A 26,132-nucleotide genomic window follows, 5' to 3' on the forward strand; every position below is an offset into this window, starting at 1 on the left:
ATGGACTACGACGTGCTTATCATCGGCACTGGTCTGGCTGGCCTCTCGGCGGCATTGGAACTGGCGCCGCATCGGCGTGTGGCATTGATCGCCAAGGACGCCATCGACCACAGCGCCAGCAATTGCGCCCAGGGCGGTATCGCAGCCGCGTTGGATCCCGAAGACAGCGTGGATGAGCACGTACAGGACACCCTGACCGCAGGAGCGGGGTTGTGCGACGTTGAGGCCACACGCCGGATGACGTCCAGCGCGCCCGATGCCATTGACTGGTTGCAACGCCAGGGCGTGGTTTTCACGCCGGTCTCGACAGGACAGCGCGCGCTGCATTTGACGCGGGAAGGGGGACACGGCCGTCGCCGCATCGCGCACGTTGATGACGCGACAGGCCGCGCGATCATCGCCGCGCTCAGTGCGCGAGTGCGCAGCCATCCGAACATCACTTTGCTCGAACAGCATTGCGCGATTGATCTGGTCTGGACGCCGCAAGCGGGGTGCCGAGGCCTGCATGTCCTGGATATGCGGCGTAATCAGATCGTGACTTTAGCGGCGGCACATGTGGTGTTGGCCACGGGGGGCGCGGGGCAGGTATATGCGCATACCACCACGCCATCGACCGCAACGGGCGATGGTATTGCCATGGCCTGGCGCGCCGGATGCCGTGTCGCTAATCTGGAGTTCATTCAATTCCATCCCACCAGTCTGTACGACCCGGCGGGAGAGACGTTTTTGATTTCCGAGGCGGTGCGCGGCGAAGGCGGTTTGTTGCGCCGGCCGGATGGCACGCGTTTCATGCCTGCGTACGATGACCGTGCCGAGCTGGCGCCGCGCGACGTAGTGGCCCGCGCCATTGATCAGGAAATCAAACGCCATGGGCTCGATTGCGTGTATCTGGATATCAGTCACCGGCCACGTGATTTTTTGCTGGCGCATTTTCCCAACATTTATGCGCGTTGTTTGGTGATCGGCATTGATATGGCGGTCCAACCGATTCCGGTCGTGCCGGCTGCGCACTACACGTGCGGAGGTGTCGTTGCCGATGTTGATGGCCGTACAGAATTGCCGGGCCTCTATGTGATCGGCGAGACCGCCTGCACGGGCCTGCACGGGGCCAACCGATTGGCCAGCAACTCATTGTTGGAATGCGTGGTCATGGGGCGCGGGGCCGCGCAGACTGTCCTGGCGTCGTCTGGCGTACGTGTTCGGTCTGGCGCAGCAATGCCTGATCCGCGTCGCGCCGAGGCGCCCGTCTGGCATGTGCAGATCGCTGGCAAGGCTGACGCTGACATTGCGCATACCCGACGGGCGTTGCGTGAGCTGATGAGTCGCGAGGTCGGCATCGTGCGCAGCGACGCCACGCTGTCCAGCGCGGCGCGGCGCATTGCCGAGTGGATGTCAGAGACAGAGCGGTTATGGCAGGCAGAAGGCGTCAGTCTCGATCTGCTGGAGCTGCGCAATCTGCTGCAAGTGGCCGCACTGATCGTCCAGGCCGCCGAGGCACGCCACGAAAGCCGCGGTGCACATTTCAATCGTGACTGGCCCGACGCAAAAGAGCGATAGCGTGGCGATGGACACGAGCCAAACGTAGATCGTCGTTGCCTGCAAAGATGGCGGTGCGCCGCCACTCGGCAAGCACGGCCTCAGCGGAGAGCCTGCGTTCAGATGAACGGGCCCAGCTCACCGGGAGCAATCTGCGCCGACCCAGGGTTTCGACAACGGGACATCGTCAGCGGTATTTCCCGCGAACTCGCGGATCCTTTGCGCCAACCCCGGCGTTGGCTCCTCATAACTGTAGCAATACGGCGGCGTGGGTACGAGTTCGCCACGGTAGTCCTCCAACACTGGCACCGCATCGCCGAGATATAGGTTGTCTTTCAATCGCAAGAAAGCCTTGTAGTCTCGCGTGTAGCCATGTTGGGTCTTGCGCTTTTCGTACGCCCCGCGATCGGACTCGCCGTTTTCCAGCGCGGTTCTTTTGGGCGCGATGGGTATATAGCGACAGTAGTTCACGTTGATGCCTTCCACCGTAGGGAAAAACTCAGGCTCCACGCACGGCCGTTGCGCGTCATTGCTGAAAATGTTGCCTTCGACCAAGGCCTTGGCCTCCAGGCTGAAACTCATACCGTAGAAATCCCAGTTTTCCAGCAGGTTATTGAACAGGTGGAAGTTACCGAATTGGGCTCTTGGATTGCGTTGGACGGTATTGAAAAAATAATTGTGATGCAGCGTCACCCGTGCAACGGAGTCCCGGTCATAATTCTTGAACAAATCCTTCGAGGTAATGTTGTTGAGCAACATGACCTTGTTTGAGTCATGGAATTTCGTCCAAGAAACAGTGACATCGGTAGAGCCATTCTTCACGTTGAGCAGGCGGTCAGACATACGCGAGAGATCGAGGTGGTTGATCCACACGTCACGGCTGCCATTGGCGACATTGACTGCCTGTGTGAGCCTGGTCAGGCGGCCATCGATCGTCAGATGCGTGAGAATGACATTCTTGCTGCCGTATACGCCTAGCCCGTCGTCGATCAAGGTGACTTTTCTGCCACGCCCATCGATTGTCGTATTCGACGGCACACGCAGCTGGGATTCCAGGACGATGGTCATGTCGGATGCGAAGCGGATCCAGGCGGGCGCTTTTTTCGCTTGCTGCAGGGCAGCGCGCAGCGTGCCGGGGCCGGCGTTTTTGTCGGACGTGACCTCGATGAGTTTCCCGTTCAATCCCCCGGTGGCCTTGGCCCCGTAGCCTTCACGATGTTCGAGCAGGGACGAAATAAACGGGCAGCTCTCGGCCGGAGTTTGGCACGACTCATTCGCCGCGGCCCCGCAGGCATACAACATGAGCGCGGTGAGCAACCCGCGTAGCATCGTCATTGGCTTCATTGACGTTCGCTCTCTAAACCTGCGCGGATCGATCCGCGGCGGTCACGTGACGCCAGATTCCTCCGCTCAGGCGCAGGTTCTCCGGCGGTCCGGCCAGATGTTCTCTGAGATGTTCGAAATACGCTTTCTGCCATCGCTGGGAGTACGCTTCGGCGTCTTCGCCAGGCTCGGCGGTGGGCAGCATTTCCAGTGTATACGTCACCCGGCCATTTTCCCATCTGGGTGTGTAGAAGACCGACGGCACGCGGTGCCGATGGGCCAGGTGAGACGCGAAGCTGGAATAGGTCACGTCCTGGCCTTCGAAGTGGGTGCGTGGTGCGGCCGGGTTCGCTGCGCCGTCTATCGCCAGACATAGCACATAGCCTGACCCGAGTGCTCGCATGCAGGCCTTGGCGACCTGCGCTTCGGTTTGGTCTGCGGTGGAAATCAAGGCGGTGGAATAGCTGCTCTGCGCAACACTGGGCGCCGTGGCGAGCCAGCGCGAGGGAATGCCCAGCAGTTCCAGGGCCATGAGCCCAGCGTACATGGGACCGACGTGCGCGGTGGCGACGACGACGCCGCGACCGGCCGCCAGCAGTGGCGCGAAGAAACGCTCGGCGGTATCAAGCTCGCCCAGCAGATGCATGGCTTCCTCCGCGTTGTCTTCGCGGCATTCGAGCCAATCGAGTAGCAGATGATCGACCAGGTGGCCCCAGCGTGCCCGGCGTTCCCACTGCGCGCGATCGACGGTACGATCGCCGCGCATCGACCAGGCCCAGTCGAGCCGTGATTGCGGTATGGGCGCGGTATCCAATCGTGCCTCAAGCTGAGTCATGGCCGCTTGGAATGTTGTCGGGAGCTGCGCGCTGCGTTGTGCGACATGCTGTTCAAACAGCGTTTCGGCCGCTTGTTTGCGGCCCGCCTGGGAAAGCGCGCCGATGGCTGAACGCTGCCACATCAGTTTCTCGGGCGATCGCTCGAGCAGTTTCATCAACTGATCGGCGGCCTCGTCATATTGCAGCGTATAGCGCAACGCGCGGGCATAGAGGCCGCGTGTCTGCTCCAGCTCTGGTGCCAGGTCGACGGCCTGCTTCAAAGGCGCCACCGATTCCTTATAGCGTCCCGCCCGCAATAAGGTCTCGCCATACAGCGACAGCAACCTTACATCCGCTGGCGACGCCTTCAATCCCGCCTCGAAATGCGTCAGCGCATGTATTTTGCGATCGTCTTCGTGAGCGCGCCGCAGGTGAGCCATGCCCAACGTCGTGCGCAAGGGCGGGCAATCGTGTCCCACGCTCAATGCGGCGTTGCCAAGCTGGATCGAGGCGTCGACTCTGCCATCCTCGAGCAAGGCTCGCACGGCCATCGTGGCCACGCGTTCGTTAGGCAGCTGGTCCGCGTTCAAGTCTGCTGCGAGGTTCGCCGCTTCGCTCACGTCACCATTGCGCACGAAGGCCAGCATCCACCAGTACGCTTCGTCGAGGTGGCGCCTCGCCATGTCGATAGTCGTTCTAGCTACTTCGGCGGCATCAGTCACACGCCCGGCCTGTACGCGCAGTTGAATCCGCGCTGCGTGCAGTGCTGCAGCATCCGGGTCGATGCGTGCGGCGGCATCCGCCTCGCCGATGGCACGCTCCCACTGTTCCGTACGGCCGAAAAGACTCGCGAGCAACCGGCGCTCATCGGCTCGCGAGGGATAGACCTTGATGAGTATCTCGAGCGCGGCAATTGCCGGCTCGATCCTGCCGGCTCGTACCAGGGGTGTAACCAGCAAGCGGCGGCCATCACGCCAGCCGTCGCCCACCTGCGCCAGCGCGGGCTCCAGTGCGGCCATCTCATGTACCGGATCGTCCGCATCCAGAATAGCTTTGATGACTTCGCGCAGCCGCGTCGTGGCATCAGGCTCGGCAGCTCGATTTGCAGTAGCCGTATCAACCATGACGCAATCCTCTCAACAATGCCATCGCTGCGCGAATGGCGAACATGAGGACAAAGCCCAACGCCAGTGCTTGCAGCAATAAAAGCGCAGTGCGTGGGCTGCTGGGCCGATCAGTCGGGACCGGCTGCGCGATAATGGACAGATAGCGTTGCAAGCGCAGGGCGTCGGTCACGGCCTGCTGGTGCGATTGCTGCGCCAGCGTGAGGTTTGAATCGGCAAAGACCTGCGCATTTCGGAGTGCCTCATATGACTTCAACTGCTGCGCTTCCGTATTGCCTTCGCCGCTCAGACGATAGCGCACTGCCGCCAACCGTTTCTTCAATGCTGCGACCTGCAGTTCTGCAGGCTTCAGCATGAAATGGTCCTTGTTGCCGAGCGCGCGGATTTTGTCGAGATTGATCTGCGCCGTGCTGAGCTCGGCTTCAAGCTGGCTGGAGAGGTTCAGCAGCATGGACACCGTGGCAGTCGGATCGATATTGCCGTGCGTGGTGCGCCACGTCGTCAACTCATCGCGGGCAGCGAGCGCCTTTTGCTCGGCGAGTTTGACCGACGCCTCGCTGACCTTTAGCTTGTCGGCGACGCCTTTCTTGTTCATCGAGCTGACGAACTCTTCAGCCAGTTCGATAAGCGCCTTTGACAGCGTCGCGGCGTCCTCCGGCGAAAACGCGCTGACGCGCAACACGTCGATCTGCTCCAGCGGATTGAACGACACGTGTACCGCTGCCCGATAGGCGCGGTAGAGATCGTCCTCGCTGGAATTCTCGGCGAGATGATTGAACGGGTCGGGGCCAGGCTGAGTCAGGTAGCGGCGCAGGTCAACTTTCTCGTCGAGCTGCTGCATACAGTCGCGTGATTTCAGGAAGTCATTGACGGCCCAGCCGTCCACGAATCCGCCCAGCATGCCGCCCGAACTGCCTGTGGTAAGAAAACCTGCAGCGCCGCTCATGGCGGACTGCTGGGCGGATGCCGATTGCACGAAAAACCGCGACTCCGCTTCGTAGCGCGGCGTGGCGATCAAGAGCGCATAGGCCAGGGCAATCGCGACAGGCGTCACGACGATGAAGGCGTTGATCCAGCGGTGGCGACGGCGTTCGCGCAGCGCCGCACGCCGCTCACGATGGCGGCGCTCGATCTCCGAGCCGCCCTCAGAAGCCAAGTTGCCCTTCCTCGAGGCCGCCTCCGAAGACGTCATCGCCTGCGCTGCCGGATTCGCTCCTTGATCGTCTAGAGGGGAATCTGCGGATGCACTCGTCGAGGTCGTCTTCGATGTTGAGCGTGCTTCGTTCATAAATTAAGCCTTTGAAGCAATAGTCCGCCATCTGGTTGTGGCGGTAACTGGAAAAAATGAGTGTCCGGCCAATCAGCCTCTCTTCGAACAGCGCCAACCAGAGGCGTGTGAAACGGCAGGGCTCGAACGGAATGGATCCTTCGATCACATAGACATCGAAGGCCGGGGCCAGTGCCAGCGCGAACGAGAACTCCTGTCGCACATAAAGCGGCCAGTGTTCCATCGGCTTGGCCAGGCTTTGAGGTTCGCTCACCAGGTCTGCGACCAGTTCGTAGGTGGTGTCGGCGTCGATCTCGTACATCTCGCTCACGAACTCGATCATGCTGTGGCCCGTTGCCTTGCCGCGGATAAAACCCTGCCGGCCTATTGCCCACGACACCTTGCCGTCATGCTTGACAAAGCCCCGGCGCGGTGGACGCAAATTGCACAGCAGATCGATGATTTGACGATGCATTTCAGGTGAATGCGACAGCAGGGCGTAGCGTCCGACAGGAATGTCGAGCGTGACATTCGCCAGTAGCGGCTGTCGGTCGCCAAAAGCATACGGTTCGTCGGATACCCCATTGAGATGGATCATGTCTGTCCTCACATCGGCTGGACATTGGGCCGGGCCAGGCGCTCGGCTGCCAGGGCGACCACCATCAGGAAAACCAGGGAAGTCAGGAAGTAAGTCAGGCTCGCGTCTGTCGATGTATAGGCCTCGAAATACACGGAGCGCATCAGCTGCATGCCGTGCGCGAACGGTGACCACAGCATCCAGGGACGCAGCTGTTCCGGCAACTGCTCCGAGACAAAGAAGACGCCCGAGAAAATCTGAAGAAAACGCTCGATCACGGGCGCCAGCCGCAAAAAGAAACGCCAGAAGGTCGCAATCGCGCCGAACAGCACGCCCACCGCTGCGGCGCAGCCTCCCATCAGTACGACATACAGGACGAGCCCGGACCAGCTTTGCGGTAGCGTGATGAGCTCCAGCGCGTGGCCGGCCGTGATCAATACCGCAAACACAACGAGATACACCGACAGGTAGATGAATGCCTGCACCAGCGCGCACATCAACGGCGTCACTCCCTGGAAATTCAGCAAGCCGCGAGACGAGATATACGCGGCGCTGCTCCTGAAAATGATCTGCCGGAACATGATCCACGTCGTTGCACCCAACAGGGAAAACGTCTGTACGTCCATGCCCAGGATGTAGTGCGTGCCCATCAGGATGTACAGCGACGAGATCAGCGTCAGCAGCACGACCGGGCCTACCAGAGCCCACACCAAGGCAATCCGGCTTTCGCCGTGCATGACATGTAACTGATGAACGAACATCGCCATCAGGGTGCGTCCGATCGGCCGGTGCCGTTCATCATGCGTCGGATGATTGCCACCATGCAGGAATTGCAAGCGTTCACGCAGTATCGAGAGATCGCCTGCCTCGCCCTTGGACATCTCGATTTCCAGCGCGATGTCGTTGCGCGAAGCATGCCGGCGTGCCTCGCGTGCCTCGTCCTGCTTGCGCCGCTCTGCTCGCCGCGTATGTGCCGCGGCCAGCCGCTCGTCTTCTTGCACCAGCTTGGCGGGCATATATCCGGGCGCGAAGACATCGACGCTGGCACGGATATCCAGCTCCAGCAGGCGCACAATGAGCCGCAGTCGCCGACGCGAGAAGTCGGCAAGCGTTTCGTCGACGGCGCTGCGCGAGATTTCCCCATCCAGTTCCGCCTGCACGGCCTCGTACACCGCCCGCCGGGCGGCCACAGAGTCGTGTGGCTCGCCCTGCAGACGTGCGACCAGAGGCTTGAGCAAGACCGCAGGCGGGGCTTTTGCCTCGAACAGCTTGGCTGGGTCCAGGCGCCAGTCCGCGACGCCGGCCCCCACTGTATAGACGCCATCTTTGCGGCGTGCGCGCCAGCTCTTGATCCGATCCTCGTTGTTCATCGACACGCTATGGAATCACCGCCGGTGAGCTGGTAGAACCGCTGTCGATGGCCCGCGTGGCACTAAAGCCAGCACTCATGGTGACGCGGAATGCGGATAGAACCTTCTGTACCTGGGTGAATGGCGCATCCGATATATAGATGGCCTGACCTTCATGCACGGTAAATTCACGAGCCAGCGCCACCTGCTCCGGACGCGTGAGGTCGAACTGGTAGACCACCGGCAGCTTATCCGGCCCGCCGTTCACACCAGCCGTCGCAGGCGTAAACAGGAACACGGAACGCGGGTCCGCGAGCTTGTCATCCAGGCCTTTGGAGTCGGCCAGCGCGTCCAACACACTGTAGTTACGCTTGCTGATGGTGACTCGCCCTTGATTGCCGGCTGCACCCAATACCGTCAGGAACTGGCGCGCGTCATACGCAGTAATCACGTCGCCAGGTCGCAGCATGACGTCATTGTCCTGATTGCGGTAGATATCCGACAGCCGCACAGAGGCGACTTGGTTATCTCGGCGCAGACTGATGATGAGTTGGTCCGGGTTCGTTTGCACCGGCGCAGCTTGCGCCAACGCGCTGCTGAGACGCTGTGACGTCTGAGTGATGGGATAGATGCCCGGCTTGGTCAGGTTGCCCTGTACCGTCACCACCTGCCCACGTGCGTTGGGGGCGCGTGTCACGCTGACGTCGGCGCCCAGTACGAGCTTGCTCAGTCGAGCAACGACGGCGTCGTGCAGTTGCGCCAGCGTCAAGCCCGCAGCGCGGAATTTGCCCAAAATGGGGAAATTTACATTCCCCGTTCGGTCGATTTCCTGAATGCCCAGGTCGCTCACGCCGGACGGATCCGCCGCGAAAACGCCCAGTCCATCACGTTCCCATACTTTCACATTGATGCCGTCGCCAGGGACCAGACGGTCGAATCCGGCCTGTGTCAGGTCACGGTAGTGCGCGGGAAAATTGGCGGCATCGGGCACTCTGCTCGCCCTCGCGAGTTCGTGCGTGGCGGGCATCACCACAATGTCCTTGGCATCGTGAGCGTCCGTCATCTCGCTCAACATCGGGCCGGACCGAGGCAGTTGGCATCCGGTGAGTAACACGGCGGCAAACAGCACCGTAACAATGGCCGCCTTGCGCCGCGGGCCCGAAGGCGGGGCGTTCATTTGCATAGAATTTTTTCTCTTCAGAAACGCGGAAAAACGAGTGTGCAATCAGGCCAGTTTTCGTTGCATCGGCTCGATATCGACGCACTCATCGTTCTCGGGCATGGGCATGACGGGCGGCGCACACAAGCCGAGGAACTTGCTCAGCATTGCATCCAGCGAAAACAGCCTTTGCGCGCGCTGGCGGCTCTGCTCTCTCAAGGCTTCGTCATCGCGCACCTTGTCCACCATCGAGACGACTTTCTCGCACGCCTCGTGCATGTCCGGGTGCTCCACATCGCTCAGGAGGTGGCCCGTCACGTCTTCCTCAAAGCACTCTCCGGCACCACCGGCGGGTGTCGAGACCACGGGCACTCCCAGCAGCTGGGCTTCGATCAGCACGTTCGGCAGGCCTTCATAGCGCGACAGCAGTACGCTCACATCCATACGCGAATACCAGAAGCCCACGTGATTCGACAGGCCGACGAGCAGCAATCGATTCGTCACGTGCAGCTCTTCTGCCAATGCCACAATATTGTCATGCAGACGCCCGTCACCTACGATGACGAAACGCGCTTGCGGACGCTGTTTCAGGTAGAGCGCTGCCAATTTGATCCACAGCTGTGGCCGCTTGTCAGGCTCCAGGCGAAATACGCCACCGATGGTTTCGGTAGCGTCGGCGGTGCTTTCCTGGAAAGCCTCCCACTTCTGTTCATCGGCGACCGAGGCGTCGGTCGACAGATCCGGCACGCCGTTGTAGAGCACGTGAAAGCGCACGACGGGAATGCCGAGCCATTCCGCATAGGCTTCGGCCGCCTTGCGGCTATTGCTCATGAACTGTACGCCGGGCACTTGTGCCAGCGCCTGGTACAGCTCGGGATACTCTTCGCGAAAGCGGTCCTTTCGGATGTTGGGTGGCAACCCGCGAAACACCAGGTGTATGACCGGCGCTCCAGCCAGGAGTGCCGCCAGGGCCCCAAAGAGACACGTGCCATCCTGCCACAGGCTCACCACGTCAAACGAATTTTCTCGCAATACCGGCGCGAGGCGCGTCACACCATAGTGCACGGGCGGCGGCAATTGTTCCAGCAAGCGGCTCAGGTTGTCATCGGACACGGGTTGATGCGCGACCGAAACAGCCGGCAGATGATTGATTTCCGTAACCGGAATCTGCGCCTTGGTCAGGACAGGCAGGAAAAAATCGAGTCCCTGTTTTTTGCTGGAGCCGGCAGGTTCGCTGTGTTGCTTCACCAGTACCTCGACCTTCTTCGGCCGTACGACCACGGTGGGGAGCCTCTGCTCCGGCGCATTCGCCATGCGGGTCAGTTCGCTGGCAAGCCGGGTGAGTTGCCGCTCTGCGCCGCCAGGTCCAAGGCTGCCCGTCACCAGCGCGACCGAGATCGGCTTGTCGGGGGTTCTTTCCGGGATATGCCGATCGCGAAAATGCAGAATTGCATGCTTCATCGACACTATCTTGATGTCCTTGCCGGCCAAGCTGCCTTGAGGCTCCAGCGCTTGGTAGAAAGCAAAGTCGCTGGCTAGTTCATCGGCAAGTTCTGCCGCCTTGCTGCCGGGAGCCAGCTGTTCGGCGACCGGCGCGATCGTTTCAAATGCGTCGGCCACCAATCCGCGTTTACGCAGACGCTTGGCGAACTCCACCGTTTTATTGCGATCAGGATATTGCGAGATCAGCCGGCGAAACAGCGCGTCCGACTGTTCATGCGCGCGGATGTCACTCAGCAGTCTGGCTCTGGCGAGCAGTCTGTCGGGATTCTTTGTCGACTCGGGCAGATGACGATCGACCAACGCCAGGGCGTCGTCGATATGTCGCTCTTTCACGAGGCGAGTGGCGCGGTAGCGGACGATCTCGAGGTCATCCGGACACTCTTGCAACAACGCCGCCCATTGTTCGGACATGCCCTCGTTCAATCCGGCCGCTTCCTTTAGCTTCAGCAAAAGAAAACGTACCTTCGGGTCCGACAGGTGATCGCGCGCCAATGCCTTCGCGCGATCCAGGTTGGCCTGCGCCACCTGGACCCGGTTTGACGCTGTGACGATTTCCTCGAGTTGGGTGTGAATCCGTTGCAGTTCGGACGAGACGTGCTCTTGCTCGGCAATCAGGACGTCGTCGTTCATGCTGCTTTCCTGCTATTGAGCTTTTCGATCCATACCAGGCAGCGCTCGATATAGTGATCGAACTGCGCCGGATTTTCCGACCGTTCCTTGAGCATGCGCCAGTAGGGCAGGGCTTGATCAAAGCGATGCAGGCGCATGGCGCCCACGGCGGCCAGGCGCAGGCCGACGGGATCATCCGGGACGAGTTGCAGAATCTTTTCTCCCAGCGCCAGACGTTCGGTTGTGCTCGACGAATCGAGCGCGCGCGCTTCGGCGTACAAGACGGCCAGGATGCGCCGCTTCTCGTGATCCACTTCGGTCATCTGTGGCCACGACTGTGCCACACGTTCCAACAGATTCCAGGCCGCGCGCGGATCCCCGGCGGACAGAATCTCGCGGGCGCCGCGGATCGCGCGGGAACCGAGTCTGCCGAGCTGACGTTCGGCTTCTTCTTTAGCGTTCTGGTCGGCTGACGGATGGGCGAGGATAGCCTCATAGGCGTCGATGGCTTCACCGAACCAGCCGCCGTTGAACGCCACGCGCGCAAAGTGCAAGCGCGTGCTCAATGGCGCGGCTTCGGCGGCGGCAGCCTGTTCGAGGTGCTGCTTGGCCGTCTGCTTGTCGCCCAACGCATCTGCCGCGCGGCCACGCATGGCGTCGAGTTCAGGGAATTCAACCTGAGTATCGAGCGCGATGTCTGTGAGGTCGATGACCTCCTGGTAATTACCTGCCAACAGCGCAGCCCGCACGCCAAGGCGCATCGAACGCGCAAAGGCGCGTTGCGCACGGACTCCTGCCAGCGCGTCGGGGTTGAGCAGCCGGTGGGCGGAGATACGCTCGGCCGCGTCGCGCAGACGTCCTTCTTCGAGTGCACGGGTGCCTTCTTCGGTCCATGCCGCGCTTTGCGACAGGAGCCAGGCACGGATTTCTTCTTGCTCGCTGTTTGCCAGGCCGCACGATACCGCCAGCGCAGCGGCTGCCATGATGAAACCTCGCCACGAGGCCTCCTTGACGAGCTCGAAGGCCACCGTGTCGTCGAGCGCGGGTGACTCTGACGCCAAGGTGCGCAGGCCTGAGCGATCTCTTGCCACCAGCCGGTCACGCCACAGCACGGCAAAGCCTCGGCCATAGGCAGGAATCACCGCGCGGACTTCATGCACCCAGCGAATGGCGGCGTTCATGTCGCCGCTGGACTGCAATTGTGCCAACACCGTGTCGGCCGCCTCCAGCGCCCATGCATCTTGCGCAGCAGAAATGCGGAACAGGCGTTTCCAATTGCCCAGCGCCTCGTCCGCAAAGCCCAATTGGCCGCCTGACACCGCTGCAATACGGACGATCTCTGGAGTTTCGATCTCATCACCCAACAGACCAGACGCGAGCGAGTACGCGACATCGTGCCGTCCCAGCTTGAAGTGGTTGCGCATCAGGATCTGCTCGGCTTTGCTGCCGGATGCCAGGGTGCCATCCGCGTCGCTCAGAAGCGCAATCGAGCCCTCGTAGTCGCCCAGTTCTTCCTGGATTCTGGCAAGCAGCACAACTTGGTCGGGCAGGCCAGGATGACGGCGCAGCACATCGCGCACACGGCGCGACGCCTCGCGCAGATCGCCCGAGTCCCAGAGTTTTTCAATCCCATCGACGCTTTCTTCCGCGGCCAGTTTGGGCACGGTAGGCTGTGCTGTGGATGCACCCATTTTCGGGCGCATGTAGTTCTTGTACCAGTCAGCCGCCAGGCGCTCGGCAAACAACGGCGTGTAGTGAGTCAGGTCGAGCCCACCGTCCTCCATCGCCTCGGCTTGCCCAATTTTGTTCATTTGCGGCGTGGGATCGTAGCAGGGCACGCCGATATGCTGCGCACCCGCGTTGACAGCGGCAATCAACTGCTCGCGTTGTTCGATCGGTACGTTGTCCGGCGTCAACGCGTTGACGTGCGTGACGAACACGACCTTGTCCTGGCCGAGCAGGTCGACAAGCTGGCGCATTTCCTGCTCGATCTCGTCGTCCGTCAGATCGCGCTTTACGATGCGGGCCAGCAACTCTTTATCGTCCGACGAGAGGCTGTTAAAGACCGGATCCTGGTCTAGCCAGGTGCGCCGTTCGGCAAGGCGGTCGGGGTGGGCCTGCGACCAGAACTTGCGGGTGCGCGCCCGATCGGCGAAGAACTCGCTGAAGTATCGTACGAGGTAGTTCGACTGGACGGCGTAGCCATCGATGGTCAGCAGTTTGCGCGACGACAGTTCGACCATATAGAGATCGGCGGGCTTGTGCGTCGCAAGGCGAGCCTGCTCGCCATTGGACGGACGGAAGAGCACACGCTGGACGTCGGCGGGGATATCATAGTCGCCCAACATGAAACGCACCTGCTGTAGCGCCTCGGTGCTGGTGTGCACGAACCCATAGTTGCGCCCGAGTTGCAGCTTGATGGGGTAGCGTCCTACCGCGTCGCGTAGCGGCGTGTGGATGCGGCAGGTTCCAATTGGAGCGATCGTAAAAGCTGCCATTCAGGGTCTCTCCTCTAGAGGTAAATATTGAGCTGAGCCTGAACTTAAAGAGTCCAGTACAAGAGGTCGGGCTGAAGCCGCTTGCTGTCGAGTACAGATTTCAAGTCGCACACCATGCCGCCGCTCTTGACCAGACTCGGCAGGTCGTCCCAGATGGACTCCATGGTTTCACGGTGCGGGACGGCGAGAATCAGCACGTCCATATCTCGGAATTCGTCACGTTCTACGAGCTTGATGCCGTATTCGTGTTCCATTTGCTCTGCGTCGACCATCGGGTCGCACGCCACCGGGGTAATACCGTAGTCGCCGAGCGCGTTATAGAGATCGACCACTTTCGAATTGCGGATATCGGGCACGTTTTCCTTGAACGTCATCCCCAGAATGCCCACGCGGATCGAGGCATTGAGGCGGCCGTTGCGCGCCAGCGTCTGGACTACGCGCGATGCAACGTGGGCCGCCATGCCGTCGTTGATCCGGCGTCCCGACAGGATGACCTCGGGGTGATAGCCCAGCTCCTGTGCTTTGGAGGTCAGGTAATACGGATCGACACCGATGCAGTGACCACCCACCAGGCCGGGGCTGAATTTAAGGAAATTCCACTTGGTCCCCGCGGCATTCAAGACCTCTGAGGTGCGAATGCCGACCAGATCGCAGATCTTCGACATCTCGTTCATCAGCGCGATATTGATGTCGCGCTGCGTGTTCTCCAGCACCTTCGCGGCTTCGGCTACCTTGATGGAGGAGGCGCGGTGCACTCCTGCGTCGATGATTTTTTCGTAGACACCGGCGATGACTTCCAGAGACTCCTCATCCTGGCCGGACACAATCTTGACGATTTTCTCCAGCGGATGCTCCCGATCGCCGGGATTGATTCGTTCGGGGCTGTAGCCCAGTTTAAAGTCGACCCCGCAGCGCAGGCCCGACGCTTTCTCCAACTCCGGTCCGCAGATTTCCTCGGTGGCGCCAGGATGGACGGTGGATTCGAAGACGACGATGCAGCCGGGGCTCAGCACGGGGCCTATCGACTGGCAAGCTTTGACCAGCAAAGAAAAATCGGGATTATTCCTGTCATCGACAGGAGTCGGTACAGCAATGACAAAGAAGTCGCAGCCTTTCAGTTCCGTGACCTGGTCGGTGAATACCATGCGTGATGCCAGCAGCGCTTCGCGCTCGATCTCTCCGGTCCAGTCGTCTCCCTCTTTCAGCCTTGCGATTCGCCGTTTGTCCACATCGAAACCGATGACATCGAAGCGTTTGGAAAATGCGACGGCTACGGGCAGGCCTACATATCCAAGGCCACATACTGCGATTCTCTTTACCACTGGGACCTCACTGTTTTCATCACGTCACGGGCAGAGATGGCCGGCGGAATGGTTGGGCAGCGACTTTTTGTCCAAATATGTTCCGGGCTTCCGTAGGCCATCTCTGATGAGTAGTTACGTCTCGATACTTAATTACATGTGCTGAGTAGCGAGCCGATGAATCGTAGAGGGGACAAACAACCAAATTCTTTCAAAAAATTATGATTGCTATGAAAGTGCATCAAGATCGTTGTAATAAACTCCCTGAAGCCCCGTAAATAATTACATTCATTACACGATCGAAATATGGACTAAATCCAAATTGCTATAAGTAAATATAGGAAATTGTGTTATTTTTTTAATTTAATTAATCTGAAAAGAAATAAGGCCAGTATCTTCGGTCCATCTCGGCAAATCGAGGTCTTTGCGGAGAAAGGTCGCTGGTCTTCCCATGAAGGAATGGGTCTAATGAGATATATCGCGGGATTATTTAGTTAATCCAGAATCGAACTCATCTTGGCGGTGCGGTCTGACCCGCAATCGAAATATTTTGAATCGCGGTTGCAATTAGCCGCCTATCCCGCTTTCTGCAAATGGCTTCTGTTAATAGCCATTAACCCGCGCGAGGCGTACTAAATATAAGTCCAGGCCAAGCTGCATCGGATTTGGTTTTCTATTTCCTGGAATTCCATACCGAGCGGGGCCAACTCGGAATTCACGGCTTATATTCTGTAGTCAGGATCTGGCTGCGTAATACTGAACGAGGCGAGGCATGGCAAAGCAAGCAACGGCAGGAATTGCCTACACGATGGTCGGAACCCAGGATTTGGCGCGCGCTGTACGGTTTTACGAGCCGATTTTTGCTGCAATGGGTTTGGAGCAATGCTGGCTCGATGAGCGGTGTGCATCATGGGGCAAGAGCGCCGATGAGTCTTTCCCCCGGTTTATTACCGGCTACCCGTTCGATGATCAGCCTGCCAACGTGGGCAACGGTGTGATGACCGCCTTTCAGTGCGATGTCGAGCTCATCGACGAGCTCTATGCGCTGGCGTTGCGCAACGGCGCAACATCTGAGGGAGCGCCCGGCTTGCGTCCCCACTATGGGGAGGGCTTCTATGCGGCTTACGTCCGAGATCCTGATGGAAACAAGTTAGCCTTCGTTTGCTACAACGCCGACGATCCCCGCAAGTCGAGTGCCGCCTGAGGTCACGAACGTCAGGGTGTGGACAAGGCTACAATCGACATAATTTTGGACAAGTCAGGCATAAAAAAGCGCTTTTGAAACCCCGCCGAGGGGCGGCGCAGGGCTGGGCGGCGCGGCAACTGAGCCGGGCCACCATGATCCCTGCGTTGGGCGCATCATGCTGAATAATCAAGGATTTCCATGGCTCTGCAATGCGGCATCGTTGGCCTGCCCAACGTCGGCAAATCGACTCTTTTCAACGCGCTGACCAAGGCCGGCATCGCGGCGGAAAACTATCCGTTCTGCACCATCGAGCCCAACGTGGGCGTAGTCGAAGTGCCGGACCCACGGCTGGCTCAGTTGGCCGAGATCGTCAAGCCAGAGCGCGTGGTCCCCGCCGTGGTCGAATTCGTGGATATCGCCGGTCTGGTGGCTGGCGCCAGCCAGGGCGAAGGCCTGGGTAACCAGTTCCTGTCGCACATCCGCGAGACCGACGCCATCGTCAACGTGGTGCGCTGCTTCGAAGACACCAACGTGATCCACGTGGCAGGCAAAGTCGATCCCATTGCCGACATCGAAGTCATCTCTACCGAGCTGGCCCTGGCCGATCTGCAAACCGTCGAAAAAGCCGTTCACCGCAACAACAAGCTGGCGCGTTCGGGCGACAAGGAAGCCGCCAAATTGGTTGCATTGCTCGAACGTTGCCAGAAACAGCTGGACGCTGGCCAGCCCATCCGAGCGCTGGGCCTGGACGCCGAGGAAATGTTCTCGCTGAAGTCGTTCGGTTTCATCACCGCGAAACCGGCCATGTTCGTAGCCAACGTCAGCGATGACGGCTTTGAAAACAATCCGCTGCTGGATCGCCTGACCGAATACGCCAAGGCGCAAAATGCGCCAGTGGTCGCGATCTGCGCGGCCATCGAGGCCGAGATCGCCGAGTTGGACGATGCCGACAAGGTCGCTTTCCTGGCCGACATGGGTATGCAAGAGCCCGGCCTGGACCGTCTGATCCGTGCGGGCTACAGCCTGCTCGGCTTGCAGACCTATTTCACCGCTGGCGTAAAAGAAGTCCGCGCCTGGACCGTCAAGGTCGGCGCCACCGCCCCTCAAGCCGCAGGCGTCATCCACACCGATTTCGAACGCGGCTTCATCCGCGCGCAGACGATCTCGTTTGACGACTTCATCACCTACAAAGGTGAAAGCGGCGCCAAAGAGGCCGGCAAGATGCGCGCAGAAGGCAAGGAATACATCGTGCAGGATGGCGATGTGATGAATTTCTTGTTTAACGTGTGATCAACGTCTGACGTTTTTGGCTGGATCTCGGTGGCGCTCAGTAGCGCTTGGTAGACAGATTGGCCCGTTGTAAATCAATGGGTTGCAGAAACAATACGGTCTGCTGAGCGTTCCTATTGTTCATCGAGGTCCAGAAAATTCGGGGGTAGCGTTGGGGGTACTCGTGTTCAACCGTGGGGGTACATCTCCCCGCAGTGGAGTCCAACGATGCCCGAAAACCTACTCACCGACCTCAAGGTCAGGTCGGCCAAATCGACTGATCGAGATTGGAAACTATCAGACGGCGGGGGGTTGTTCCTGCTGGTCAAGCCCACCGGCGGCAAGCTCTGGCGGTGGAAGTACCGCCTGCAGGGCAAGGAGAATCTCTTTGCCATTGGCGGCTTTCCTCAAGTAAGTCTTGCGGAGGCGCGCGCGGCCCGCGAGAAGGCGCGAGCCTTGGTCAAGCAAGGCGTCCATCCTGCCCATGAGCGGCAACAGATCAAGCAGCGCAACCTGGAAGCATTGGAGGAACGCAGGCGTGCTCGTGAAAGCTCGTTCGCCAAGGTAGTGCAGGCTTACCTGGCCGAGATCAAGCCTGTCTTTGCGCTCAGTTCCTACCGTACGAAAGAGTCCCGCATCAGGAAGTATCTGTCGCCCAAGTTCGATGGGATGCCGATGAGCGACATTGGCGTGAAGCAGATTCGCCCGCTGTTGGAGGAATGCAAGGCCCATGGCGCGTGGGCGGCAATCCATGTCAAAGGTGATCTTTCGGCGATCTTTGAGTTTGCGGTGGTGCGGGGCCTGGTCGAGGCAAATCCAATTCTCAGCCTGCGTGGGCTGCTACGCGTGCCGTTCAGCGAGAGCAAGTCGGCGATGACGCGAGAGCAAATCCAGAAGTTCTATCAGGAGTTGCGCGGCTACCGGGGCTATCCGGAAACCTCGTTGTGCCTGCGGCTGATTGCGCTGACCGCCTGCCGTCCAGGGGAAGCGGCGGATGCCGAGTGGGACGAGTTCGACTTTGAGGATGTGTTGTGGCGTCGGCCTGCGGCGAAGATGAAAGCGCGGCGCGACCATGTCAGCCCGTTGTCTGCACAGGCCATTACCGTACTGAAGGATTTGCAGTGCATCACGGGCGGTGGCCGCTATTTGTTCCCACACCGGAGCGGCAAGGGCTTCACCACGCCCAACCGGCTCACCTACGCCATGCGCGACATGAACCTGGGCCGGGGCACGACGCCGCATTGCTGGCGGACGACCTTTTCAACCTGGGCCAATGAGAACGGATACCGGCCTGATGCGATTGAGCGGCAGCTTGCCCACGTGGAAAGCAACAAGGTGCGGGCGACGTACAACAAGGCGCTGCTGCTGGATCAGAGAAGGACACTGTTGCAGGACTGGGCGGACTACCTGAGTGCGGCGGAGGGCAGTGGCACGATATAGGGGCAACTTCGCCGATTGTTGCAGAACGATTAGACAGGTGCGGCCTTTTCCTTTTCTGGGTAGGGCCGTTGCCCCTTGGGTGCCGTTCCCTTGCCATTTCCTTTGCCCGAGGATGATCGCTGGGAAATGGGGTAAACAATGGATTAAATGGGGTAATTTTGAATTTATTGCCCCTTTTGAGATTCATGTCGCTCATTTCCTTCTTGGTCGGCTATACAAGCCTCTCACGACCGATCCAATGATCAGGAAATGGGGTAGTCAAACACAGGTAAAGAGGTATTTTTAGAGATAATACCCCATTTATAAGCTATGATTGCCCCTGTTTACACAGCTCAGGCTTACATTTTCATGCACTCGCTCACACCTGAGTACCTTGCCGCACTTCGCTTTGACGGCACCCAGGCCGCCGCGTTGCGCACACTGGGCGAGTACCAGGGGAAGCAGCAATTCTTCGCCGCGCAGTCGCCCGAAGCCCTAAAGGGGCTACGCCAGATCGCGGCGGTGGAGTCCACGGAGTCATCCAACCGGCTGGAAGGTGTTGTCGTAGCGCCCTCGCGGTTGAAGTCTCTGGTCTTCCGCAACACAACGCCAAAGAGCCGTTCTGAACAGGAGATCGCCGGCTACCGTGATGCGCTGGCGCTGATCCACGAATCGGCCGCGCACATGCCCTTCAGCGAAGGCGTAGTGCTGCAACTGCACACCCTGCTATACCGCTACATGCCGCAGGCGGGTGGGCGCTGGAAAGCTACCAACAACGACATCATCGAGCGTCACCCGGATGGCACTTCGCGCTTGCGCTTCCAGCCGGTGGCTACGCATCTCACGCCGATGGCCATGGCTGATTTGACAGGGCGCTACGCTACCGCACTGGATCAGCACCTGGCCGACCCCCTGGTACTGGTGCCGCTGGCGATGCTCGATTTCCTGTGCATCCACCCCTTCCCCGACAGCAACGGTCGCATGTCCCGCTTGTTGACCTTGCTGCTGCTCTACCACTTCGACTATGCCGTGGGTCGCTACATCAGTCTGGAACGCATCTTCGAGGACACCAAGGAAGGTTATTACGAGACGCTGGAAGCCAGTTCGCAGGGATGGCACCAGGGGCAGCACGACGTAAAGCCCTGGCTTGGTTACTTCTGGGGCGCCTTGCTGCGGGCTTGCCGTGAGTTTGAGGAGCGTGTCGGCACCATCGAGCGGGGGCGTGGCAGCAAAGGCGACCGGGTGCGGGCGGAAGTCCTAGGGCGCACTCTGCCATTTTCGATTTCCGAGGTTGAAGAAGCTTGCCCAAGTGTGAGTCGGGACATGGTGCGATTGGTGCTGCGAGCGATGAAAGCAGAGGGTTTGATCGAATCAACGGGCAAGGGACGCGGGGCGAAATGGATCCATCTCGTTGACGTACAGGACGCCACAGAAAACAGAGGGCCGGTATCCAAACAAGCGGGCCGGCAACAATGATGGATATTGAAGTGACAAGCACCGAACAGAAGACTGACCGCTTTATCAGCAAGCTCAAAGCCGTGGGAGGTTCCGCTGGGAATCAGCGGCTCCGAGAGGCGTTGGGATGGCAGGAATCCACTTATGACAGCATCAAGCAGCAACTGATCGAGGAGGGGCGGATCATTCCCGGTCGAGGGCGCGGCGGTTCGGTTGCCCTGGCTACGACAGCCTATACGGCCAACAAAGAATCAGCGACATCGTTGGAAGTACGCGAAGCCGCCGTGCCGTACCTGAAGACAAAGACGAAAGCAGATTCGTCATCGCGGGACCGAGCAACTGCTACCCCTGCCGCCAAGACTCATACCCCACGTAACGGCGTCGTCAAGAAATCCGACCTCTACAGTTCCATCTGGGCATCGTGCGACGAACTGCGTGGCGGCATGGACGCCAGCCAGTACAAGGACTACGTCCTGTTCATGCTGTTCATCAAGTACATCAGCGACAAGTACGGCAACAGCGACGACTTTGCCCCGCCCGTGGTCATTCCGTCCGGCGCCTCGTTCAAGGACATGGTGGCGCTCAAGGGCAAGGACGACATTGGCGACAAGATCAACACCCAGGTCATCCAGAAGCTGATCGACGCCAACACCAAGCTGGCGCGCAGCGACTTCCCCGACTTCAACGACCCCAACAAGCTCGGCGAAGGCTCAGCCATGGTCGAACGGCTGGGCAACCTGATCGCCATCTTTGAAAAGCCCGAGCTGAACTTCGCCAACAACCGTGCCGACAACGACGATTTGCTCGGCGATGCCTACGAATACCTGATGCGCCATTTCGCGCAGGATTCCGGCAAGAGCAAGGGCCAGTTCTACACGCCGTCCGAAGTCAGCAGCGTCATCGCCCAGGTTATCGGCATCTCGCACACCAACACCCGGGCCTCCACTACCGCCTACGACCCAACCTGCGGGTCGGGCTCGCTGCTGCTGAAAGTGGCTGCCGAGGCAGGCCGACAGATCACCCTGGAAGGGCAGGAAAAGGACGTGACCACCGCCGGTTTGGCGCGGATGAACATGATCCTGCACGACTTCCCCAGCGCCACCATCCTCAGTGGCGACACACTGGTGAATCCCAAGTTCAAGGACGGCGAGCAACTGCGTGCCTACGACTACGTGGTCGCCAATCCGCCGTTTTCCGACAAGAAATGGTCTACCGGCCTCAGCCCAGCCAACGATCCGTACCTCCGTTTCACCTGGGGCGAGCCGCCCGCCAAGCAGGGCGACTACGCCTACCTGCTGCACATCATCCGCAGCATGAAGGCCACCACCGGCAAGGGTGCCATCATCCTGCCGCACGGCGTGCTGTTCCGCGGCAATGCGGAAGCCCATATCCGCAGGCAACTGGTGCGCTCCGGCATCCTCAAGGGCATCATCGGCTTGCCCGCCAACCTGTTCTACGGCACCGGCATTCCTGCCTGCGTCCTGGTGCTGGACAAGGAAAACGCTAGCGCCCGTAAGGGCATCTTCATGATCGACGCCAGCAAAGGTTTCATCAAGGACGGCCCCAAGAACCGCCTGCGCGAGCAGGACATCCACCGCATCGTCGATACCTTCCGCCGTGGCGTGGACGAGCCGCGCTATGCGCGCATGGTGCCGCTGGACGAAATTGCCAGCAACAAGAACGACTACAACCTCAACCTGCCACGCTATATCAACAGTAGCGAGCCGGAAGACCTGCACGACATCGACGCGCATCTCAACGGCGGCATCCCCGAACGCGACATCGACGCCTTCGCCGCCGACTGGCAGGAAATGCCCGCCCTACGCCAGGCACTGTTCGAGGCCGAGCGTCCCGGTTATGCGCGGCTGCGCCAACCGATGGCCGAAGTGCGTTCCATCATCCTCGCCCACCCGCAGTTCCAGCACTTCCGCAGCAAGGTCGAAACTCTGTTCGGCAAATGGCAGCAGGCCGTCACGCCGCTGCTCACCGGCATCCAGCCCGGCGACAAACCCAAGGCTCTGATCGCGCAGGTCTCCGAAACCCTGCTCACCACCTTCCAGGCCGCGCCGCTGCTCGACCCCTACGACATCTACCAGCACCTGATGGACTACTGGGCCGAAACGATGCAGGACGACGCCTACCTGATCGCCGCCGATGGCTGGGTGGCACTGCCCCGGCGCATCGTTGAAACCGACAAGAAGGGTAAGACCAAGGATAAGGGCTGGACTTGCGACCTGCTGCCCAAGCCCTACATCGTCGCCCACTACTTTGCCGACGAGCAGGCTGAACTGGACGCTAAACAGGCCGAGCTTGAAAGCATTGCCAGCCAGATCTCCGAACTGGAAGAAGAGCACGACGGCGAAGACGGCTCCTTCGCAGGCTTCGACAAGATCAACGCCGCGCAGGTGAAGGATCGCCTTGCCGAAATTGGCAATGATCCCGATAGCGTCGACGAACGCGTCGTGCTCAAGCAGTGGCAGCAACTCAGCGCCCGCGAAGCCGCATTGAAGAAAACCGTCAAAACGCTGGACGCTGAACTCGACCGGCAAGCGCATGACCATTACTTAAACCTCAGCGAAGCCGAGGTGAAAACGCTGGTGGTGCAAGACAAATGGCTGACCCGCCTGCAAGACGATGTGCAGCAGGAACTGGATCGCATCTCGCAGACCCTGGCCCAACGCATCCGCGAACTGGCCGAACGTTACGAAACACCGCTGCCCAAACTGGAAGATGAGGTGGCCTCCCTCAGCGCCAAGGTGGAAACGCACCTGAAGAAAATGGGGACGACATGGAAGTGAAACCGGGGTACAAGATGACGGAAGTGGGGGTGATTCCTGAGGATTGGTGTGCATGTGAGGCACACGACTTTTCAAAAATTATCACTGGCCCATTTGGAACGTTGTTGAAGGCTAGCGAATACACAGATGGCGATGGTGTGCCTCAAATTTCCGTAGGTGAAATTGGCGATGGGTACTTCCGTGTCGGACAGAACACCCCCCGCATCCCCAGAGAGGTGACGAAGCGTATTCCGCAATATTTGCTTCGTACTGGCGATATTGTGTTCGGTAGGAAGGGGGCTGTTGATCGCTCGTCATTGGTGACCCAAAAAGAGGATGGCTGGTTCCTCGGATCTGATGGAATATGCGTTCGCCCAACCGCAAACTATCAGCCTGCGTATTTGGCTGCACAGTTCAGAGGCACATTAGTTAAGTCGTGGCTATTGAAAAACTCCATTGGCACGACGATGCCGTCGTTGAATCAGAAGATTCTCGGACGCGTACGGATTCCTATCGCACCGATCGCTGAGCAACGCGCCATCGCCACCGCCCTCGGCGACATGGACGCGCTGCTGGACGGACTGGATCGCCTGATCGCCAAAAAGCGCGCCATCAAACAGGCCACCATGCAGCAACTCCTCACCGGCCAAACCCGCCTGCCGGGGTTTAGTGGGGATTGGGAGGTGAAGCGGTTGGGAGATCATCTGACCTTCCTGAAGAACGGTGTGAATTCGCGTGCCGAGCTTTCTTGGAGTGATGATGTTCTATATTTGCATTACGGCGACATCCACGGATCTTCACAAGTGATGCTTGATCCTGTCAGCGTAGAAATGCCTAGCCTCCCGCGCGTCAAGGCGAGTCGCTTGGATCGTCTGCAAAATGGTGACCTCATTTTTGCTGACGCATCTGAGGATATGGATGGCATTGGCAAATCGGTTGAAATCCAAAATGCGACGGGCGTCGATCTGGTGTCGGGGTTGCATACCATCGCAATTAGATTTGACAAGAGTGTGCTGGCAGATGATTTCAAAGCCTATATCCAGTTCATCCCAAAGTTCCGCGATCACCTTCGGCAACTTGCCGCCGGCACAAAGGTTTATGCGACGAATCGAGCACATATCGCCAGCGCTGAATTGAGGCTTCCTGGTATTGATGAGCAGCAGGCTATCTCCTCTTTGCTCATCGACATGGAAGCCGAAATCACAGCCCTCGAAACTCGCCACATCAAAACCCGCGCCCTCAAGCAGGCCATGATGCAGGAACTGCTGACCGGCAGGACGCGGCTGGTCAAGTCTACCGAAAAGCCTGACGAGGAAGCGGCGGCACAAACGGAAGGACGCAAGGCAAATGTCCATTTCCTGAGAAGCGTGCTGGCTGCCGAAATCATCGACCAGTTGCACGACCAGCCGACTTTCGGTCACGTCAAGTTCGAGAAGATGATGTTCCTCGCCGAGCATCTGTGTGAGGTGGACACCGGCTCTACCTACCACCGCAAGGCTGCTGGCCCCTATGACAATCGGGCGCTGCGCTCGATAGACAGCCAGTTGCAGAAGCAGCAGTGGTTCGAGGCGCGCAAGCAAGATGGGCGTTACCAATACGTGCCACTGGCGAAGCGTGGCGGACACAAACCCTACTTCGAGCGGCATTTTTCTGGGATCGTCGAGACCCTTGAGAACATTCTGAGCACGTTCAAAACAGCGAAAACGGAAAAATGCGAAATCGTCGCCACCTTACTGGCAGCATGGAGCGATTTGCTGCGTGAGAAAGGAACCGTCTCCGATGAAATGATTGTGCACGAGGTGCTGCACAACTGGCACGAAGCGAAGCAACGTATACCTGAGGATCGCTGGCTGAAGGCGCTTGCCTGGATGCGAGAAAAAGATTTTGTGCCCCAAGGAGTGACCTTGCCATGATCGACAAGCCCGCCGCCCTGACTCCAGCCCCACACGGTTACGCCGACTGGCTAACCGAGTTGAAGGGCCGCATTCACACCGCACAGCAGCGTGCGGCGTTGGCGGTCAATCGGGAATTGGTGAGCCTGTACTGGCAGATCGGCCGTGACATCCTGGCGCGGCAGGCCGAGCAGGGTTGGGGCGCGAAGGTGATCGAGCGGCTGGCACATGACTTGCGTGCAGCCTTCCCGGAGATGAAGGGTTTTTCGCCGCGCAACCTCAAGTACATGCGGGCGTTTGCCGAGGCTTGGCCGGACGCCGAAATTGTGCAGCAGGCTGCTGCACAATTGCCCTGGGGTCACAACTTGGTATTGCTGGATCGCCTGAAAGCGCCAACGGAGCGCCTGGCTTATGCCCGCGCGGCCATCGAACATGGCTGGTCGCGCAATGTGCTCAACATCCACATCGAAACCCGCCTGCTGGAGCGCACGGGCAAAGCCGTCACCAACTTCGATCAGCGCCTACCTGCACCGCAGTCCGATCTGGCCATCGAGTCGCTGAAAGATCCGTACCGCTTCGATTTCCTCGGCCTGGGCGAGGAAGCACAGGAACGCGAGATCGAAAACGCGCTGGTACAGCACGTCACCGATTTCCTGCTGGAACTGGGTGCGGGCTTCGCCTTCGTGGGCCGACAGGTGTTGCTGGACGTGGGCGGCGAGGAGTTCTTCATCGACCTGTTGTTCTACCACCTCAAGCTACGCTGCTACGTGGTGATCGAACTGAAGGCGGGCAAGTTCAAGCCCGAGCACCTGGGACAACTGGGCTTTTACCTGACGGCGGTGGATCGGCAGGTGAAGCACGCGCAGGACAATCCGAGCATTGGCCTGCTGCTGTGCAAGAGCAAGAACAAAGTGGTGGCCGAGTACGCCCTGGGCGACAAATCGCAGCCGATGGGCATTGCCGAATACAAGTTGGTGGAATTCCTGCCGCAAGAGCTGCAAACCAGCCTGCCGACGATCGAACAGATCGAGCGGGAGCTGGGCAAGCCCACGGATGATGGCGCCGAGGAATGA

General features: G+C 59.5%; 17 protein-coding genes. 8 read left to right on the forward strand and 9 right to left on the reverse strand.

Translation table 11 applies throughout. The features are described 5' to 3' along the window. Entirely contained in the window at window positions 1-1,557 is a 1,557-nt protein-coding gene (gene nadB, locus ACYVIT_RS02360) for an L-aspartate oxidase (RefSeq protein WP_415805582.1), read from the forward strand. Window positions 1,558-1,674: 117 nt separating this feature from the next. On the opposite strand, the gene ACYVIT_RS02365 is transcribed toward nadB, so the two are convergent. Genes ACYVIT_RS02365 through ACYVIT_RS02405 form a run of 9 tightly spaced genes read right to left on the reverse strand, consistent with a single transcriptional unit; the run spans window position 1,675 to window position 15,082 of the window. After that, window positions 1,675-2,871 carry a pectate lyase family protein gene (locus ACYVIT_RS02365; protein WP_415805581.1) on the reverse strand — a complete coding sequence of 399 codons (1,197 nt, stop codon included), beginning with the start codon at window positions 2,869-2,871 and terminating at the stop codon, window positions 1,675-1,677. A 22-nt stretch (window positions 2,872-2,893) separates the two neighbouring features. Continuing rightward, window positions 2,894-4,798, reverse strand: coding sequence for a tetratricopeptide repeat protein (locus tag ACYVIT_RS02370; protein WP_415805580.1), 1,905 nt, complete (start codon window positions 4,796-4,798; stop codon window positions 2,894-2,896). Further along, window positions 4,791-5,990 (reverse strand): sugar ABC transporter, encoded by a 1,200-nt coding sequence (locus ACYVIT_RS02375; RefSeq protein WP_415805579.1) that lies wholly within the window; start codon window positions 5,988-5,990, stop codon window positions 4,791-4,793. The genes ACYVIT_RS02370 and ACYVIT_RS02375 overlap by 8 nt, the downstream gene beginning before the upstream one ends. Continuing rightward, window positions 5,944-6,663: a P-loop NTPase family protein gene (locus ACYVIT_RS02380; protein ID WP_415805578.1), complete on the reverse strand. Its 720-nt coding sequence runs from the start codon at window positions 6,661-6,663 to the stop codon at window positions 5,944-5,946. Before ACYVIT_RS02380 ends, ACYVIT_RS02375 begins: the two co-directional genes overlap by 47 nt. An 8-nt stretch (window positions 6,664-6,671) precedes the next feature. Beyond that, a complete protein-coding gene (locus tag ACYVIT_RS02385) occupies window positions 6,672-8,012 on the reverse strand; it encodes an ABC transporter permease (protein ID WP_415805634.1) in 1,341 nt (446 codons plus the stop codon). 7 nt (window positions 8,013-8,019) lie between these two features. Continuing rightward, window positions 8,020-9,174, reverse strand: a complete 1,155-nt coding sequence (locus tag ACYVIT_RS02390) for a polysaccharide biosynthesis/export family protein (protein WP_415805577.1) — start codon at window positions 9,172-9,174, stop codon at window positions 8,020-8,022. A gap of 42 nt (window positions 9,175-9,216) precedes the next feature. Continuing rightward, entirely contained in the window at window positions 9,217-11,283 is a 2,067-nt protein-coding gene (locus ACYVIT_RS02395; RefSeq protein ID WP_415805576.1) for a glycosyltransferase, read from the reverse strand. Beyond that, window positions 11,280-13,760 carry a hypothetical protein gene (locus tag ACYVIT_RS02400; RefSeq protein ID WP_415805575.1) on the reverse strand — a complete coding sequence of 827 codons (2,481 nt, stop codon included), beginning with the start codon at window positions 13,758-13,760 and terminating at the stop codon, window positions 11,280-11,282. The genes ACYVIT_RS02395 and ACYVIT_RS02400 overlap by 4 nt, the downstream gene beginning before the upstream one ends. Window positions 13,761-13,804: 44 nt before the next feature. Continuing rightward, the gene (locus ACYVIT_RS02405; protein WP_415805574.1) at window positions 13,805-15,082 is read right to left on the reverse strand and encodes a nucleotide sugar dehydrogenase; all 1,278 of its coding nucleotides are present in this window, start codon (window positions 15,080-15,082) and stop codon (window positions 13,805-13,807) included. 751 nt (window positions 15,083-15,833) lie between these two features. Between ACYVIT_RS02405 and ACYVIT_RS02410 the strand changes: the two genes are divergently transcribed. The 7 genes from ACYVIT_RS02410 to ACYVIT_RS02440 all read left to right on the forward strand — a co-directional run bounded on the left by ACYVIT_RS02410 (window position 15,834) and on the right by ACYVIT_RS02440 (window position 26,132). After that, window positions 15,834-16,265 carry a VOC family protein gene (locus ACYVIT_RS02410; protein WP_415805573.1) on the forward strand — a complete coding sequence of 144 codons (432 nt, stop codon included), beginning with the start codon at window positions 15,834-15,836 and terminating at the stop codon, window positions 16,263-16,265. A 180-nt stretch (window positions 16,266-16,445) separates the two neighbouring features. After that, window positions 16,446-17,537, forward strand: coding sequence for a redox-regulated ATPase YchF (ychF, locus tag ACYVIT_RS02415; RefSeq protein WP_415805572.1), 1,092 nt, complete (start codon window positions 16,446-16,448; stop codon window positions 17,535-17,537). Window positions 17,538-17,744: 207 nt separating this feature from the next. Further along, window positions 17,745-18,956, forward strand: a complete 1,212-nt coding sequence (locus ACYVIT_RS02420; RefSeq protein ID WP_415805571.1) for a tyrosine-type recombinase/integrase — start codon at window positions 17,745-17,747, stop codon at window positions 18,954-18,956. Window positions 18,957-19,304: 348 nt separating this feature from the next. Continuing rightward, window positions 19,305-20,411: a Fic family protein gene (locus ACYVIT_RS02425; RefSeq protein ID WP_415805570.1), complete on the forward strand. Its 1,107-nt coding sequence runs from the start codon at window positions 19,305-19,307 to the stop codon at window positions 20,409-20,411. Next, window positions 20,408-23,188, forward strand: a complete 2,781-nt coding sequence (locus ACYVIT_RS02430; protein WP_460478145.1) for a type I restriction-modification system subunit M — start codon at window positions 20,408-20,410, stop codon at window positions 23,186-23,188. The genes ACYVIT_RS02425 and ACYVIT_RS02430 overlap by 4 nt, the downstream gene beginning before the upstream one ends. Continuing rightward, window positions 23,179-25,080, forward strand: a complete 1,902-nt coding sequence (locus ACYVIT_RS02435; protein WP_415805568.1) for a restriction endonuclease subunit S — start codon at window positions 23,179-23,181, stop codon at window positions 25,078-25,080. The genes ACYVIT_RS02430 and ACYVIT_RS02435 overlap by 10 nt, the downstream gene beginning before the upstream one ends. Then, a complete protein-coding gene (locus ACYVIT_RS02440; protein ID WP_415805567.1) occupies window positions 25,077-26,132 on the forward strand; it encodes a PDDEXK nuclease domain-containing protein in 1,056 nt (351 codons plus the stop codon). Before ACYVIT_RS02435 ends, ACYVIT_RS02440 begins: the two co-directional genes overlap by 4 nt.

The organism is Bordetella muralis (assembly GCF_054781015.1).